The sequence below is a fragment of the Salinilacustrithrix flava genome, assembly GCF_041228405.1.
GTDB classification, from domain to species: Bacteria; Actinomycetota; Acidimicrobiia; order Acidimicrobiales; family Salinilacustritrichaceae; genus Salinilacustrithrix; species Salinilacustrithrix flava.
In genome coordinates this window covers 3,912,617-3,928,602 of the sequence record NZ_CP133888.1, presented here as the reverse complement: position 1 = coordinate 3,928,602, position 15,986 = coordinate 3,912,617, and the positions used below count along the sequence as shown (strand labels likewise).

Below are 15,986 nucleotides of genomic sequence, written 5' to 3'. Positions count from 1 at the left end.
GCCCGGAGCCTACGGCTGGGGCAGGCCGGCCCCGTCCGCAGCATGGGAGCTGTCCCGGGTGGCACCCATCCAGGACCGGTGCATGGCGGCGTAGGTGCCGCCGAGCGCCAGGAGCTCGTGATGGTGCCCCCGTTCGACGAGGCGGCCCTGGTCGAACACCAGCACGAGGTCGGCGAGCTCGGCGGTGGAGAGGCGGTGGGCGATGCTGACCACCGTGCGACCGTCCGCCAGGCGGGCGAGCGCGCCGGCGAGGGCCTGCTCGGTCTCGGGGTCGATCGCGCTGGTGGCCTCGTCGAGGACGAGCAGGCCCGGCTCGGCCAGCTGGGCTCGCGCCAGCGCGACGAGCTGGCGCTCGCCGACGGAGAGGTTGCCGCCGCGCTCACCGACCTCGGTGTGGATGCCGTCGGGCAGGCTCCGCACCCACGCCCCGAGGCCGAGCGAGTCGAAGGCGTCGATCACGTCGTCGTCGGTGGCGGCCTGGACCTGCCCGTCGCCGCCCATTCGCACGTTGGCGGCCAGGGTGTCGTCGAAGAGGAAGCCGTCCTGGGGAACCATCCGGATGTGGCGCCGGCGGGCGGCACCGCCGACGGTGGTCAGGTCCACGCCGCCGATCCGGATCACGCCCTCGTCGGGGTCGGCGAGGCGGCACAGGAGCTTGGCGAGGGTCGACTTGCCGGACCCCGTCTCCCCGACGACGGCGACGTTGGTGCCCGCCGGGATCTGGACGTCGACGTGGTGGAGCACCCGGGGGCCCTCCCGGTAGGCGAACGAGACGCCGCGGATCTCGATGCCCAGGGGGCCGTCGGGCAGCTCGGCGCCGGGCTCGGGGTCGTCGACGTCGACCGGCATGTCCAGCACGCCGAGGATCTTGCGCCAGCCGGCGATGGCGGTCTGGGTCTGGTCGAACACCTCGGACAGCTCCGACACGGGCATGAGCAGGAGGTTGACGAGGAAGAGGAACGCGACCAGCTCGCCGGAGGTGATGCCGAGCGCGTCGCCCTCGAGGGAGCCGGCGACGGCGACGCCGGCCATGGCGACCGAGCCGAAGACGTCGGCCAGCGGGAAGAGGAGGGCGAAGAACAGGCCGGCTCGCAGGTGGGCGCGGTACTGGCCGGCCATGGCGGTGCGCAGCCGGCGGCGGGTGCGGTCCTCGAGCCCGTAGGCCCGGACCACCGCCGACCCGGTGACGGCCTCGGACACCTCGGACATCGTCGAGCCCACGGTGTCGCGGACCTCGTCGTAGGCCGCCAGCTGGCGGCGCTGGAGCGCACGCATCAGCGGCAGCAGCGGGAGGAAGGCGATCAGCACGAGCACGGTCAGCTGCCACGAGTACACGAGCATGACCAGCAGGGTCCCGAAGATCACCGAGCTGTTGACGATCCAGGCGATCGCGCCCCACTGGGTGAACTGGGCCAGCGTCTCCACGTCGGAGGTGACCCGGGCCACGAGCTCGCCGCGGCGGGACTCGGTGTGGTCGGCGATGGCGAGGCGGTGGATGTGGTCGAAGGTGCGCACGCGCAGTGCGTAGAGCGCGTCCTCGGCGGTGCGGATGAGCCGGAGGTAGGTGGCCCGGGCGAGGGCGAACAGGCCGAGGATGGCGACCAGGGCCACGATGCAGGCCGGGTAGACGAAGCCGGGCTGGAACCCGTCGTCGCCCAGCACGCCCCGGTCGAGGATCTGCTGGATGAGGACGGGCACGGCGAGGCGACCGGCGCCGCTCGAGATGGCCATGCCGACGGTGAACGCGATGCCGACCTTGAGCTCCGGGGTGGCAGCGATGCCGCGGCGCAGGACCGCGATGGCGCCGTCGGTGTCGGTCTCGCTCACGGTTGGGCTCCCGGGAGGTCGTCGACCACGGCGTCGCCGGCCTGCTCGTACGCGCGCACGAGGGCGGCGTACTGCGGATCGCGGGCGAGCAGCTCGTCGTGGGTGCCGTCACCGACGAGGCGCCCACCGTCGAGGAACAGCACGCGGTCGGCGAGGCGGATGGTGGCCACCCGGTGGGCCACGACCAACGTCGTGGTGTCGAGGTCCTCGCGCAGCCCGTCGAGGATGCGCTGCTCGATGACCGGGTCGATGGCCGACGTGGCGTCGTCGAGGAGCAGCAGCCGTGGGTGCCGCAGCAGGGCGCGTGCGAGGGCGAGCCGCTGGCGCTGCCCGCCCGAGAGCGTGACGCCCCGCTCGCCCACGATCGTGTCGCGCCCGTGGGCGAGGTCGTCCACGTAGCCGGCCTGGGCGATGTCGATGGCCCACTGCAGCCGATCCTCGTCGACGGCCTCGCCCAGGGTGAGGTTCTCGAGGATCGTGTCGGCGAACAGGAACGTCTCCTGGAACACGAGCGCGACCGCGCTGCGCAGGTCCATCGGGTCGGCCAGGCGGAGCGGGACGTCGCCGAGGGCGATCTCCCCCGTGCTCGGCCGGGCGAGGCCGGCGAGGAGGTTGCACAGGGTGGACTTGCCGCTGCCGGTGGCCCCGACGATGGCGACGACGCCGCTCGGCTCGATGTCGAAGCTGATGGCGTCGAGGACCTGCTCGTCGCCGTAGCCGAACGACAGGTCCCGCACGGACAGCGGCAGCGGCCCCTCGGGGAGGTGGCGGCGTCCGTCGGGTCCCGGCACCAGCGGGGCGCCGGTGACCCGGTGGTCGATGTCGAGGACGTCGACGATGCGCTCGCGGCTCACGACCGAGCGCGGGAGCTCCTCGAGCAGGAACCCGATGACCCGCATCGGGAAGGCGAGGATGGCGAACAGCACCATCGCCTGGACCAGGTCACCGGTGGTGATGACGTCCTCGGAGACCCGCCAGGCGCCCACGGCGAGGAGGGCGACCGTGCCGAGGTTGGGGAGCGCCTCGATGGCCGGTTCGAAGGCCGCCCGCAGGCGGCCGATGACGAGGCGTTCGCGCCGGAGGTCCCCGGCGGCCGCCCGCATCCGGGTCGACTCCCGGGCCTCGAGCCCGAGGAGCTTCACCACGAGCGCGCCCTCGAAGCTCTCGTGGGCCACCGAGGACACGTCGCCGACGTGGGCCTGGGCGCGCGCCGACGGGCCCACGACCCGCGTCGTGTAGAGGCGGTTCATCACGATCAGCGACGGGAACAGGCCGAGCCCGATCGCGAGCAGCAACGGGTCGAGCAGGGCGAGGTTGATCGTGCCGAACACGAGCATCACGACGGCGCCGATCGACATCGGCAGGGGCTGCATGGCGAACGCGGAGCGTTCGGCGTCGTTGTCGGCGTGCGCCAGCAGCTTGCCCGTGGGCTGGCCGAAGAAGAAGGGGAGGGGCTGCTCGACGTAGTGGTCGCCGAGGCGGTTGAACCACTGCATCTGCATCCGCCGGGCGGTCATGATGCCGAAGTACCGGCGGGCGACGACGCCGGCGGAGCGGATCACGGCCATGCCGACGATCACGCCGCCCCCGACGAGCGCCGCCCCGACCTCGGGTCGACCCTCGACGGCCGGCAGGATCAGGTCGTCGGTGACCCGACCGAGGATGACCGCGCCGGCGACCGACGCGGCGGCGAACACGACGGCGCCGGCGATGGCGCCCGCGGCCGGCCAGGGGTTGGTGCGCAGGATCTCCGCGAGCAGCGAGACGCCGCGCCGCATGACGCCCGGCGTGGCTCCGTGTTGCATGGCGGTGGTCTCCGCCTCGTCCTCCACCGTGGGCACGAGAGCACGCTACGGCGTGCTCACGCCCGATCCCGCACCCGATCCATCCCTGCTGGGAGGACTTCCGCGAGGCCTGGATCCTGCTGTCCGGCGGACTTCGTGACGTACATCAGCCGATCCGCTTCGCGCACCAGCCGCTTGGCCTCGAGCGCCGATCCCGCGGTGGAACCGAGGCTGCAACCGACGTCGAGCAGACCAGCGTCGGTGGTGAAGGGGGCCCGCAGCGCGCCGGCGATCCGGTCGACGATGACGTCGGCGTCGGCGAGCGCTTCGAGGCGGCGCAGCACGAGCACGAACTCGTCACCGCCCAGGCGGATGGCCACGTCGTCGGGGCGGCACACCGCGTGGATGCGCTCGGCGATCTGGCGCAGGACCTGATCGCCCACGGCGTGTCCGTGGACGTCGTTCACCGCCTTGAACCGGTCGATGTCGAGCAGGACCACACCGACCTGCTCCTCGGGATCGACGAGGTCCTCCACGGTCCACTCGAGCAGGCGCCGGTTGCCGACGCCGGTGAGGGGGTCGACGGCGGCCTGGCGCCGGAGGCCGACGACGGTGCGCGTCTCGGCGGTGACGTCGCGGAGCTGGGTCACCACCCAGCGACCGTCGGGCGTGTCGACGGGGAAGGCGCTCACGGCGAGCCAGCGCTCGTCTCCACCGTCGAGCCCGAGGACCCGCTCGGGCACGACCGCTCCGGTGCGGCGCGCGACCTGCGCGGGCAGATCGTCCGGGTCGACCCGGTGGCCGTCGTCGTCCAGCATCCGTTCGGGCAGCAGCTCACGGCTCCCGTCGTCGACGACCTCGCCCGAAGCCGGCTGGAGCAGCCGGTGGGCGGCGGCGTTGGCTTCGACCACCCGGCCCTCGCCGTCACCCACGACGATGCCGCGGTGGTCGCTGTGGAGCACCGCCGACAGCACGGCCTGGAGCTGGTTGCTCCGCTCCTCGGCCTGCCGGCCGGCCTGGCGGGAGCGGTGCTCGATGGCGCCGACGACGTGGCCGGCGACGGCCAACGACGTGAGCACGGCGAGCGACGCCGGGAACTCCGTCCACGGCCGGTCCCATCGCTCGGGCATCCCCAGCAGGAAGGACAGCGCGCCGGCGACCACCGTGGCGACCACGCCGCGGGCCCGCCCGAGCGCGCCGGCGGCGACGGTCACGGCGATCAGCGCGAGGAGCGGTTCCGTACCGTAGGGGTGGTCGTCCATGGCCCGGAGGCCGAGCACGACGACGAGGTCCAGCGCCCACAGCGCGAGCACGGGGCGGCGCCGGTCGATCGCGGCCGTGACCGCCACGAACGCCGCCAGCGGCAGCCAGAGGCCGACGGCGTCGCCCGCCTCGTCGAGCAGCACCGCGGTGGTGCCCCCGAGCGCGACGACGGCAGCCCGCGCCGCGTGCGTGACCCGCCAGCGCAGGTGGTCCTCGGTGCCGTCCGCCTCGTCCACGTTGCCACGCTAAGTGACGCACCGACCGCGGAGCACGAGCTGAACGGGTCCGTTCCCCAGATGGTCAGATCGGGGGGCGGTGTCATCCCTCCGGCATCGGGCGCCACAGGTCGATCGGCGTGCGATCCCGGGGGCCGGTCCACGGAAGCTCGACCTCCTCGCCGGTCCGGGCTGACTCGGAGGCGGCGCACACGATCTCCAGCAGGTCGCGGCCGAGGTGCACGTCGCTCACCGACGATGCCCGGCCCGCCCGGACCGATGCCTCGGTGTCCCGAAGCTGCTCGACGTAGCCGTAGCGATCCAGCTGCGGTGGGGCCGGGTCGTCGGGCTCGCGCTGGGGGAGCGGTGGCAGTGCGACCGGTTCCCCGTTGCGCTCGAGCGCAACGTCGGGGAGGAGCTCGAAGCGGACGGCGCCGGCGTCGGAGGCGGCCTGCAGGTCCCAGACGCCCGTCGGGCTCCGCCAGGACACCTCGACCTCGGCGACGAGGCCGGAGTCGAAGCGCAGGGAAACGTGGGCGTGGTCCTCGACCTCGACGTCCGGGCTGGCGTCGAACCGGGCCGACACGGCGATCGGTGTCGCCCGCGCAGCCCGGACGACCAGGGCGAGCGGGTGGACCCCGAGGTCGAACAGCGCGCCGCCGCCCCAGTGGCGGCGGGTGAAGTCCCCCCAGGTCGGTCGGGGCTGCAGCGCGCGGGCGGACAGGTGCCGGAGGGGGCCGAGACCCGCGACCTCGGTGAGCGCGGCGGCGGTGGCGTCGGCGAACAGGAGGTTCTCGGCGTAGGTGAGCAGCCCGCCGGCCTCCACGACCCGGACCAGCCGGTCGGCGTCGGCGAGCGTGGTGCACAGCGGCTTCTCGACGAGCACCGCGGCACCCCCCGCCATGGCCCGCAGCGCATCCGTCGCGTGCCGGGACGGAGGTGTGGCGACGACCACGATGTCGGCGCCGGCGGGCAGCTCCTCGTAGGGCACGGCGCGGCCGCCGGTCTCGGCGATCCGCCGTGCGGCCGACGCGTCGGTGCGCGAGGCGACCGCGACGACCCTGGACCCGGGCAGGGAACGGATCGCGAGGCCGTGGATCGCGCTGATCCACCCGGCGCCGGCGAGGGCCCAGTCGGTCATCGCACGGTCCCGGTCATCGGGACCGAACCTACCGAGGAGCCGGCGCGGCCGGTGATCGCCGGTCCCACAGGTGCGCCGGTACGATCGAGCGGTCGTGACCCGCGCCCTGAACTCCCTCGTGCGCATCGCCCTGCTGCTCGCGCTCGCCTCCGTGGTGGTCACGGCGGTCGGGATGGCGGTCGCCCCCCAGCTCACCGGGCTCACCGAGGCAGCCCACGGCGAGGCCAGCGACGTGGAGCTGCGTGGCCTGTCGCAGCGCTCCTACGTCTACGCCGTCGACGGCACCCTCATCGCCACCTTCCAGGAGGAGGAGAACCGGGCGCCGATCACCCTCGACGAGATCCCGGACCACGTGATCGACGCGGTGCTCGCTGTCGAGGACTCCGGCTTCTGGGACCACAAGGGTGTGAACGTCCGGGCCACCGTGCGTGCGCTGCTGTCCAACGTCGATGCCGGCGGCACCACCCAGGGCGGCTCCACCATCACCCAGCAGCTCATCAAGCAGAGCGTGCTGACCTCGGAGCAGACCTTCGACCGCAAGACCCGGGAGGTCTTCCTGGCGGTCCGGCTCGAGGAGCAGATGTCCAAGGAGGAGATCCTCGAGCGCTACCTGAACACGATCTACCTCGGGAACCACAGCTACGGCATCCAGACCGCGGCGGAGACCTACTTCAACGTGTCCGCCTCCGAGCTCGACCCGGGCCAGGCCGCCCTGCTGGCGGGGATGATCCGTGACCCGATCGACTACAACCCGTTCCGCTACCCCGAGGTCGCCGTCGAGCGCCGCCGGATCGCGCTCAGCCGGATGGTCGACGAGGGCCACATCACCGAGGACGACGCAGCCTGGTACAACGCCGTGCCGCTGCCGACCGAGCCCAGCCAGTACACGCCTCCGCCCGACGACTACTTCGTGGAGGAGGTCAAGCAGGCGCTCCTCGCCGACCCCCGCCTGGGCGAGACGGCCACCGAGCGCTTCGACGCCGTGTTCCGTGGCGGCCTGCAGATCCACACCACCCTCGACATCGGCCTGCAGTACCTGTCCGAGGTCGCCCGCAACGACACGCTCGCCCCGTTCGCGCTCGAGGGCGAACCCGCCCTGTTCATCGCCGGCCGGAACCTGGCCGGCTTCGACGCCGTCGGCACGGTGGCCTCGGCGACGGTGGACCCCGGCACCGGTGCGGTGCGGGCGCTCGTCGGCGGGCCCGGCTTCGGCGACCAGTACAAGTTCAACCTGGCCACGCAGGGCTACCGGCAGCCCGGGTCGTCCTTCAAGACCTTCGTGCTCCTCGAGCTGCTCGAGCAGGGCTACGCCCCCCAGGACACGATCTCGGGGCGAGGGCCGTGCCGGTTCAACCTGCCGACCGAGGACGAGCCCTACGAGGTCGAGAACTTCAACAACTCCCGCGGCTTCGTCGGCTCCATCCGGGCCATGACCACGGCCTCGTCCAACTGCGGCTACGTGCGGCTCGGGCAGATCGCCGGCATCGACAACGTCACCGAGCTCGCCGGCGAGATGGGCATCGTCACCCGCAACGCCGCCAACGAGATCGTGCCCCTGGACCCCTCCTTCTTCTCGACCCCCCTCGGCACCCAGGAGGTCACGCCCCTCGGCATGGCCGCCGCCTACGCCGCGATCGCCAACGATGGCCACTACCACACCCCGTACTTCGTGGAGCGGGTGCTCGACCGGGACGGCGACGTCATCTTCCAGCACAGCGACCCGGGCAAGCGGGTGGTCTCGATCGAGACCGCGCAGATCGCCGCCGACATCCTCCGGGAGAACGTCGAGAGCGGCACCGGTACTGCGGCCCGGGTCCGCGGCCACGACGTCGCCGGCAAGACCGGCACGGCCCAGGACTCCTCCAACGGCTGGTTCGTGGGCTTCAGCCGCCAGCTCTCCACCGCCGTGTGGATGGGTGCGATGGAGGGCAACGTCCCCATGAACCGGGTCGGCGGCCGCAGCGTCACCGGCGGGTCCTACCCGGCCCAGATCTTCGGACGGCTCTACAACGCCGTGCTCGCCAACATGGAGCCCGAGCCCTTCGCCGACCCGCCCGCCCGGCGGGGCACCGGCACCCTGCGCCTGGACCGCAACATCGACCTCGACGGCTACACCACGACGCCGCCCACGCGCCGACGCCGCACACCCACCCGGCCCCCGTCACGTACGCCGGCACCGACGACCACGGCCGCGCCCGCGCCGACGACCACCGCGGACACCGGTGGCGGGAGCGACGACGGCGGCGGCCCTCCCACCCCGCCACCGAGCACGGAAGACTTCGTCGAACCATGAACCCCTGGAAGCAGCTCCTCGACGTGCAGGCCCTCGACACCAGCCTGACCCAGCTCGACCACCGGGAGCGCCAGCTGCCGGCCCGGGCCGAGCTGGTCGAGGTCGAGGACCAGCTCGCCGCGCTCCGCGCCGAGGTCGCCGCCGTCGAGGGCGACAAGCACGTCCTCGACAAGGAGCAGAAGCGCATCGAGGACGAGATCGCCTCGATCGAGGACAAGATCGCCAGCGCCGATCGGCAGCTGTACAGCGGGAGCTCCGACGTCAAGGAGCTCCAGGCGCTCCAGGACGAGATCGCCGCCCTCAAGCGCCGCATCTCCGGGTTGGAGGACCAGGAGCTGGAGCTGATGGAGCAGGTGGAACCCATCGACGCCCGCCTGGCCGGGCTCGCCGAGCGCCAGGCCGAGCTCGACCAGCGAGCCGTCGCCCTCACCGCCGGCATCGCCGAGGCCGAGGCCGACATCGACCGGGAGCGCAACGAGGTCCGGGACCGGCGCGCCGAGGTGGTCGGCGACATCGATCCGGGCGCGCTGCAGGAGTACGAGACCGTGCGGGGCCGGCTCGGCGGCGTCGCCGTGGCCCGGCTGGAGCACGGATCATGCGGCGCCTGCCACATGAAGCTGTCCGCCGTGGAGCACGACCGCATCCTGCACCTGAGCCCCGAGGAACCGGTCCGCTGCGAGGACTGCGGACGCTTCCTCGTCCGCGACTGAGCCGGACCACCCGGTGCTCATCTGGTACGTGGCCACCGCGCTCGCCGGCGTGTGGGCGGTGTTCGACAGCCCGGCCCTCGACTACCGCTTCGTGATGGTCGGGGCCGTCCTCCCCGTGGGCGAGGTCGTCCTCGGGCGACCCGGCCCGCTGCACTCCCTCGTGACCGCGGTGGCGGTGCTCGCGCTGGTGATGGCGGCCACCCAGGGTCGGCGCCTGCTGCGCCGTCGCCTCCTCGGGATCCCCATCGGCCTCCTCGCCCACCTCGTCTTCAGCGGAAGCTGGGCCGACACCGACGCCTTCTGGTGGCCGCTGACCGGCATCGGCCTCTCCGATGCCCAGCCGCCCGAGCTGGCCCGCGGCGCCCTGTCGGTGCTGCTCGAGCTGGCCGGCATCGGGCTCGGCCTGTGGTGGGTCCGACGGGTCGGCCTCGACGACCGGGCGGCACGGGACGAGTTCCGCCGCACCGGCCGCCTGCCCCGGGCCGGCACCTCCCCGGTGCAGGGCACGTGCTGACGCTCGTCCGCCACGGGCGCACCGAGGCGAACCGGTCCGGCCTCCTGCTCGGCCGCATCGACGCCGAGCTCGACCCGCTCGGCCGGGCGCAGGCGGCCGCGGTCGCCCGCAGCATCGGCCCGGTCGACCGCGTCGTGTGCAGCCCGCTGGCGCGGACCCGGGCGACCGCCGAGGCGTGGGGTGGGTCCGTGGAGGTCGACGATCGGTGGATCGAGCTCGACTACGGCGACCTCGACGGCACGCCGATGCGCGACGTCGACGCCGACCTGTGGCGACGGTGGCGGAGCGACGTGGCGTTCGCCCCGCCCGGCGGTGAGAGCCTGCGGTCCCTCGGCGAGCGGGTCCGCGCCGCCTGCGAGGACCTGGCCCCGGCGGCCCGGGACGGCCACGTGGTGGTCGTCACCCACGTCTCGCCGATCAAGGCGGCCGCCGCGTGGGCCATGGGCGTCGGCGACGAGGTCTCCTGGCGGATGTTCGTGGCTCCGGCGTCGGTGACCCGCATCGCGGTGGGCGATCGGGGCCCGTCGCTGCACGGGTTCAACGACGTGGCGCACCTCACCGACGTGGCACCCGCCTGAGGCGTCGGTACGGTCGAACGGGTGCGACGACCGATCTGGGCAGCGACGGCGGCGGCGCTGCTCGTCGTGGCCGTGGCGTGCGGCGGTGACGACGACGTCGCGGTCGAGCGCACCGCCCCGGACACCACGATCGTCGATGACGAGCTCGCACCCACCACGGTGACGACCACGCCGCTGACGACCACCACCGAGCCGGTCCCCGCCGCCGCGCCCCGGCCCGACTGGCTCGGCACCCGCGTGCTGCAGCCCGGACCCGACGGCCTGGTGCCGGCCCAGCCGACCCCACCCGAGCTGGTCGACCGCCGGCTCGAGACGCCCGACCACCTCCCGCCGCCGCCCACGCAGGCGTTCCAGGCCGAGGTGTCCGAGGTCCCCGACGACGTGCTGGCCCGGTCGACGTGGCGGCCCGAGTGCCCGGTGCCGCGCGAGGAGCTGCGCTGGGTGCTCGTGACGTTCTGGGGCTTCGACGGCGAGATCCACACGGGCGAGCTGCTGCTGCGCGCCGACGCGGTCGAGGCCGTCGTGGCCGGGTTCGCCCACCTGCACGAGCGGCGGTTCCCGATCGAGGAGATGCGCATCGTCGAGCCGTGGGAGCTCGACACCCCGCCCACCGGCGACGGCAACAACACCACTGCGTTCGTCTGCCGCCCCACCCGGGGCTCCAGCAGCTGGTCCGAGCACGCCCAGGGCCGGGCCGTGGACATCAACCCGTTCCACAACCCCTACGTCAAGGGCGACCTGGTGCTCCCCGAGCTGGCCACCGCCTACGTCGATCGCACCGAGGCGCGGCCCGGCATGCTCACCGTCGACGACGTCGCCGGCTTCACCGGCGCTGGCTGGGGTTGGGGCGGCCACTGGCGCTCCCTGAAGGACCACATGCACGTCTCGGCCACCGACCGCTGAGTTCTGGCAGTGCGGGTGTCGCGCTCGATCAGGGCCGGGGGTCGACCCGCACGAACGCGGTCTTCAGGTACCAGGCCTCGGGGAACGTGACGGGGTGGTCGATCGGATGCGTCGTGCGGGCCACCTCCTCCAGGCCGTGGCCCTGGCGGCGGGCGACGTCGCGCAGCTGGCGATGGAACGTGTCGGCGTCGATGCGGCTCGAGCACGACGACTGCACGAGCAGGCCGCCCCGGCGGGTGACCGCCAGGCCGAGGGTGGTCAGGCGGGCGTAGGCCTTCAGCGCCCGACCCACCGCATCCTGGCGTGGGGCGAACGACGGCGGGTCGATCACGACGACGTCCCAGCGCCGGTCGGCGGCGGCGTGGCGCTCGAGGACCCGGAAGGCGTCGCCGACCTCGGTGGTGTGGTCGCACGCGGCCACGTTCGCCAGGTGGTGGTTGCGGGCCATGTTGGCCACCGAGGTGTCGATGGCCGGCTCGCTCAGGTCAACCGTGTGCACCGAGCGGGCGCCACCCGCCGCGGCGTGCACGCTGAAGCCGCCCGTGCAGGCGAAGACGTCGAGCACGTCCATGCCCGCGGCGAGCGAGCCGACGAGGGCGCGGTTGTCCCGCTGGTCGAGGAAGTGGCCGGTCTTCTGGCCGTGGACGACGTCGGCTCCGAAGGCCAGGCCGTGCTCGAGGAACTCGACCGGACCGTCCGGCGCGGTGCCGACGAGGACCTGGCCGTCGACGAGGCCGTGGGTGGGACCGTCGGCGACGGCGCGGGAGAGGCGAAGCACCACGCGCTCGAGCCCGTCGGCCACCAAGGGCACCAGGGTGGGAAGGTGGGGGAGCCAGGCCGCGCTGTACACCTTCACCACTGCGGTCGTCCCGTAGCGATCCACGATGAGGCCGGGCAGCCCGTCGCTCTCCCCGTTCACCCAGCGGTAGCCGGTGGTGGAGCCGTCCTCGACCAGCGGGCGCCGACGCTCCTCGGCCTGCGCGAGGCGGGATCCCCAGAACCCCTCGTCGACGGTCTCGGGATCGCCGGCATGGAGGATCCGGATGCGGAGGGGCGACGTCGGGTCCCACAGGCCGATGGCCGCGAAGCGACGGCGGTCGTCGAAGACAACGGCGAGCGCGCCGGGCGGCGCGTCGTGGCCGGCGGAGGTGATGGAGCGGTCGAACACCCACGGGTGCCCGCCGCGGATGTGGCGGAGGGCGTCAGGGGTGACGCGCACCGCCACCCGCTTGCCCTCGGGGTCGGGGACGGCGGCGAGGGGTGCTGCGTGCGTGCCGGCTTGCTCCATGTCCGCTCCCGGGTCGGTGGTCGGTCGACGGTACCTGCCCGATCGCGCTCGACCCCCCGTAGCGTGGCGACGTGGAAGCCCAGCGAGCCGTCACCACCACCTCCCGCATGCGCCGGCTCGCCGAGGAGCTGGCCGACGAGGGGGTCGGCTTCCTCGCACCGGGAGGCGTCGGCGACCCGCTGCTCGAGGAGCTCGACTACGCACTGCGGCCGCCCGTCCACGAGCAACGGGTGCCCACCTACGGCGCCATCGTGGGCCCGAGCGTGGATGCCGACGAGTGGCACATCTCGACCCAGCTGCAGGTGTCGAGGCGTCAGACCACCGGCTACCGGGACGCCCAGATCCGCCGCTTCGCCGATGGGTTCTCGGCGTGGGCCGTGCGGGTGCCCCAGGGCCTGGACGAGTTCGTCGTCTTCGACCGCTCGGCCGGGTCCGAGCGGGACCTCGTCGTGCTGGCCGAGGCCTCCGGGGCCCGCCTGGTCCAGCGCGACGAGGCGGGCATCGTCCGCGTCGTCGGACCGTTCGGCGTCGTGCGCTCGGACATGGGTGGCTGGCACCACGAGCCGCCGCTCGAGTCCTGGATCGAGGAGATCCCCGGGTGCCTGGCGGCGGGCCAGCGCACGGTGCTGGGCCACCTGCTGGACTTCGCCGTCCACGACCTCGGCGCACGCCACATCGGTGCGCTGCTCATCATGCACCCCACCGGGGACCTGTCCGCCAACCACCAGCAGCGGCTGCAGGTGCCACCGGAGCTGCGGATCCAGCGGCCCTACGACCTGGCCCCGCTCCGCCACGGCCTGGCCCAGTCCGATGGCGCCACCGTGTTCGATGCCGACGGTGTGCTGCGCCGCATGGGCATCCACCTCGTGCCGAGCCGCGACGCGGAGGAGCACGTCCGCCCGCTCGGCGGGACGAAGCACACCTCGGCGCTGCGCTACAGCTACGACGACCCCGACGCCGTGGTCATCGCGGTGAGTGACGACGGGCCCGTCACGGTCATGCGCCACGGGCTGGTCGTGGGGCGCTCGCCCGACGACGACGCCATCCACGCCTGAGGGTCGCTACCCCTGGTCGATCTCGACCTCGACCTGGCTGAGCGGGCGCACGGCCGGGCCGTCGAGCACCGCGCCGTCGCAGTCGAAGCGCGAGCCGTGGCACGGGCAGTCCCAGCTCCTCTCCGCGCTGTTCCACTTGACGGTGCAGCCCAGGTGCGTGCAGTCGACCGACACGGCGTGGACGGTGCCGTCGGCCGATCGGTAGGCCCCCACCGTGTGGCCGTCGGCCTTCACGATGCCGCCCTCGCCGGGGGCGAGGTGGTCGATGGAGCGGGAACGGAGTCGGGCGAGGCGGTCGCCGACGAAGTGCGCCCCGACCTTGAGGTTGTCCTTCGCCAGGTTGGTCAGCGTCGACGGGTCGCCGATGCGGGTGGCGTCGAAGGCCTCGAGCCACGGGTGGTCCCGGCCGTCGAGGAGCTCGGCGAGGATCTGGGCGGCGACGGTGCCGTTGGTGAGCCCCCACTTCTGGAAGCCCGTGGCCACGAAGGTGCGCGTGCTGCGGGGCGATCGTCCGATGTAGGGCATGCCGTCGGCTGGGATGAAGTCCTGGGCGGACCAGCGGTACTCGAAGGACTCGACGTCGAAGTGCGAGCGGGCCCACTCCTCGAGGGCGCCGTAGCGGGCGGGCGTCGCCTCCTCGCTGCCGGTCTCGTGGTCCTCGCCGACGACGATGATGCCGCGGCGGTCGCCGTCGGTCCACGGGCGCGTGGAGCGAGTCGGGGATCCGGCCGTCATGTGCATGCCGGTGAGGAACCCGCTGCGCAGGACGGCCGCGACGCCGTAGGCGCGCTTGGGACGAGCCTTGGCGAAGAAGCCGCCGCGATCGAGGAACGGGAGCAGGGTGGCGATCACGACGTGGTCGGCGCGCACGTCGCCGTGCTCGGTCTTGACCGTCACCCGCTCCTTGCCCTCCTCGATGCCCATCGCCCGCGTCTGCTCCACGATCTGGACGCCGCGCTCGTCGAGGGTGCGGGCCAAGGCGGCGGTGTAGCGAGCGGCGTGGAAGTGGGCCTGATCGTCGAACCGCAGCGCCTGCTGCACGCGGAAGGGCAGGTCGGTCTCGGTGGTCAGCGTCGCGGGCAGGCCGAGGCGCGCCGCGGCGTCGTGCTCGGCCTGGAGGTCCTCGACCTCGTCGGGCGCAGTGGTGTACAGGAAGGACGGGGCGGTCTCGAAGTCGCAGTCGGCGCCGACCTCGTCGGCGAGCTCGCGGATCTTCCCGATGGCCTGCTGGTTCGCGTCGGCGTAGATGCGGGCCTTGTCCTCACCCACGTCCTGGATGAGCTGGTGGTACTTGAGGCCGTGCTGGGAGCTGACCTTGCCGGTGGTGTGCCCGGTGGTCCCGGCGCCGACCCGCCCGGCTTCGATCACCGCGACCCGGGCGCCGTTGCGTTGCAGGAGCAGCGCGGTGGTGAGCCCGGTGATGCCGGCACCGACGACGGCGACATCGACGTCGAGGTCTGCGCTGAGGGAGTCGAAGGCGGGGTGGGTGGCCGTGGCCAACCAGACGGAGCGATGGTCGGACATGGACGCGCCCTACCCGCTGCGACCGCCGTTCAGCCGCCGCCGGCGCGCTGCCGGCACCGCCCGGGTCTCGACGTCGTCCCGTCGTCGCTGGAGCCACTCCGAGGTGAGGAAGGCCTCCTCGTCCTGGTCCCGCTTGCGCTGGTTGCACGCGTAGCAGGCGAACACCAGGTTGCGGAGCGAATCGGTGCCCCCCTGGCTCTTCGGGACGCGGTGGTCGACGGTGCGGTGGTCCGGACCCTCCGGCGCGAACGCGACGCCGCAGTAGAAGCACTCCCGGGCCATCGCCCGGTTGCGGGAGGCGACGCGCCAGGCCCGCCACCGGGCCCGGAACGTGGCCCGCGCCTCCTTCCACCGGCGGCGCGATCCCAGCTGGCTCATGTCGCGACGGTACGCCCCACCTGCCGCCGTACCCTCGCGGCATGTCGATCCCCGTGGACCTCGAAGCCCTGCGTGACGAGCTCGCCGCCCACGAGCGTCCCGCCTACGTGATCACGGCCGGTGACACCGGCGGGCCTCACCTCGTGGCCGTCTACCTCACCTGGGCCGACGGTGCCTTCGTCGCCGGGTGCGGCCGGCACACGGCTGCCAACCTGGCCGAGCGGACCGAGGTCAGCGTCGTCGTGCCCCCGAACGAACCCGACGGCTACTCGCTGATCTTCGATGCCACCGGCGAGGTGGTGGAGGGGGAGGAGCGCACCGTGCGCCTGACCCCGGTCAAGGCCGTGCTGCACCGCCCGGCCGCCGGGCCGGAGGACGCCGGCGGTTGTGGACACGACTGCGCGCCGTTGGGTTCCTGACGCCACGCCGGGTCCTCCCGCGGGCACCCTCCCCAGGCATGAGGCCGTCGGTGGCCGGGTAGCAAGTGGTGACGCAGCCCGCGACACGGACGGA

The 15,986-nt window shown here is 73.2% G+C and carries 14 protein-coding genes; 7 read left to right on the top strand and 7 right to left on the bottom strand.

The genetic code is table 11. From position 1 onward, the window contains the following. Positions 1–9: 9 nt before the first annotated feature. The 4 genes from RGQ06_RS19245 to RGQ06_RS19230 all read right to left on the bottom strand — a co-directional run bounded on the left by RGQ06_RS19245 (position 10) and on the right by RGQ06_RS19230 (position 6,230). Entirely contained in the window at positions 10–1,827 is a 1,818-nt protein-coding gene (locus RGQ06_RS19245; protein ID WP_432428002.1) for an ABC transporter ATP-binding protein, read from the bottom strand. Next, complete coding sequence (locus RGQ06_RS19240) at positions 1,824–3,668, bottom strand: ABC transporter ATP-binding protein (protein WP_432428001.1); 1,845 nt, start codon at positions 3,666–3,668, stop codon at positions 1,824–1,826. Before RGQ06_RS19240 ends, RGQ06_RS19245 begins: the two co-directional genes overlap by 4 nt. A gap of 20 nt (positions 3,669–3,688) precedes the next feature. Then, positions 3,689–5,110, bottom strand: coding sequence for a diguanylate cyclase domain-containing protein (locus RGQ06_RS19235; RefSeq protein WP_432428000.1), 1,422 nt, complete (start codon positions 5,108–5,110; stop codon positions 3,689–3,691). An 82-nt stretch (positions 5,111–5,192) separates the two neighbouring features. Continuing rightward, positions 5,193–6,230, bottom strand: coding sequence for a Gfo/Idh/MocA family protein (locus tag RGQ06_RS19230; RefSeq protein WP_432427999.1), 1,038 nt, complete (start codon positions 6,228–6,230; stop codon positions 5,193–5,195). A gap of 94 nt (positions 6,231–6,324) precedes the next feature. Here RGQ06_RS19230 and RGQ06_RS19225 point away from each other — a divergent pair, with 94 nt between their 5' ends. The 5 genes from RGQ06_RS19225 to RGQ06_RS19205 are packed head-to-tail and all read left to right on the top strand — an operon-like array spanning position 6,325 to position 11,228. After that, complete coding sequence (locus RGQ06_RS19225; protein WP_432427998.1) at positions 6,325–8,523, top strand: transglycosylase domain-containing protein; 2,199 nt, start codon at positions 6,325–6,327, stop codon at positions 8,521–8,523. Then, positions 8,520–9,233: a zinc ribbon domain-containing protein gene (locus tag RGQ06_RS19220; protein ID WP_432427997.1), complete on the top strand. Its 714-nt coding sequence runs from the start codon at positions 8,520–8,522 to the stop codon at positions 9,231–9,233. The genes RGQ06_RS19225 and RGQ06_RS19220 overlap by 4 nt, the downstream gene beginning before the upstream one ends. Before the next feature lie 13 nt (positions 9,234–9,246). Next, a complete protein-coding gene (locus tag RGQ06_RS19215) occupies positions 9,247–9,747 on the top strand; it encodes a hypothetical protein (protein ID WP_432427996.1) in 501 nt (166 codons plus the stop codon). Then, positions 9,741–10,325, top strand: coding sequence for a histidine phosphatase family protein (locus RGQ06_RS19210; protein WP_432427995.1), 585 nt, complete (start codon positions 9,741–9,743; stop codon positions 10,323–10,325). The genes RGQ06_RS19215 and RGQ06_RS19210 overlap by 7 nt, the downstream gene beginning before the upstream one ends. 21 nt (positions 10,326–10,346) lie before the next feature. Continuing rightward, the gene (locus RGQ06_RS19205) at positions 10,347–11,228 is read left to right on the top strand and encodes a M15 family metallopeptidase (RefSeq protein WP_432427994.1); all 882 of its coding nucleotides are present in this window, start codon (positions 10,347–10,349) and stop codon (positions 11,226–11,228) included. Between the two features lie 28 nt (positions 11,229–11,256). On the opposite strand, the gene RGQ06_RS19200 is transcribed toward RGQ06_RS19205, so the two are convergent. Beyond that, positions 11,257–12,516, bottom strand: coding sequence for a class I SAM-dependent rRNA methyltransferase (locus RGQ06_RS19200; protein WP_432427993.1), 1,260 nt, complete (start codon positions 12,514–12,516; stop codon positions 11,257–11,259). Between the two features lie 71 nt (positions 12,517–12,587). On the opposite strand from RGQ06_RS19200, the gene RGQ06_RS19195 reads away from it, so the two are divergent. Further along, complete coding sequence (locus RGQ06_RS19195) at positions 12,588–13,571, top strand: diadenylate cyclase (protein WP_432427992.1); 984 nt, start codon at positions 12,588–12,590, stop codon at positions 13,569–13,571. Positions 13,572–13,577: 6 nt separating this feature from the next. On the opposite strand, the gene RGQ06_RS19190 is transcribed toward RGQ06_RS19195, so the two are convergent. Continuing rightward, positions 13,578–15,095, bottom strand: coding sequence for an FAD-dependent oxidoreductase (locus RGQ06_RS19190; protein ID WP_432427991.1), 1,518 nt, complete (start codon positions 15,093–15,095; stop codon positions 13,578–13,580). A 9-nt stretch (positions 15,096–15,104) separates the two neighbouring features. Continuing rightward, positions 15,105–15,473, bottom strand: a complete 369-nt coding sequence (locus tag RGQ06_RS19185) for an HNH endonuclease (protein ID WP_432427990.1) — start codon at positions 15,471–15,473, stop codon at positions 15,105–15,107. A 41-nt stretch (positions 15,474–15,514) separates the two neighbouring features. Here RGQ06_RS19185 and RGQ06_RS19180 point away from each other — a divergent pair, with 41 nt between their 5' ends. Continuing rightward, on the top strand, positions 15,515–15,892 hold the full coding sequence (locus RGQ06_RS19180) for a pyridoxamine 5'-phosphate oxidase family protein (RefSeq protein WP_432427989.1): 378 nt from the start codon (positions 15,515–15,517) through the stop codon (positions 15,890–15,892). Positions 15,893–15,986: the final 94 nt, after the last annotated feature.

Bases quoted from the DNA above. Each gene is read 5' to 3' on its own strand.
- RGQ06_RS19230 (WP_432427999.1), bottom strand. From the start codon at position 6,230: ATGACCGACTGGGCCCTCGCCGGCGCCGGGTGGATCAGCGCGATCCAC.
- RGQ06_RS19220 (WP_432427997.1), top strand. From the start codon at position 8,520: ATGAACCCCTGGAAGCAGCTCCTCGACGTGCAGGCCCTCGACACCAGC.
- RGQ06_RS19200 (WP_432427993.1), bottom strand. From the start codon at position 12,516: ATGGAGCAAGCCGGCACGCACGCAGCACCCCTCGCCGCCGTCCCCGAC.
- RGQ06_RS19190 (WP_432427991.1), bottom strand. From the start codon at position 15,095: ATGTCCGACCATCGCTCCGTCTGGTTGGCCACGGCCACCCACCCCGCC.
- RGQ06_RS19185 (WP_432427990.1), bottom strand. From the start codon at position 15,473: ATGAGCCAGCTGGGATCGCGCCGCCGGTGGAAGGAGGCGCGGGCCACG.
- RGQ06_RS19180 (WP_432427989.1), top strand. From the start codon at position 15,515: ATGTCGATCCCCGTGGACCTCGAAGCCCTGCGTGACGAGCTCGCCGCC.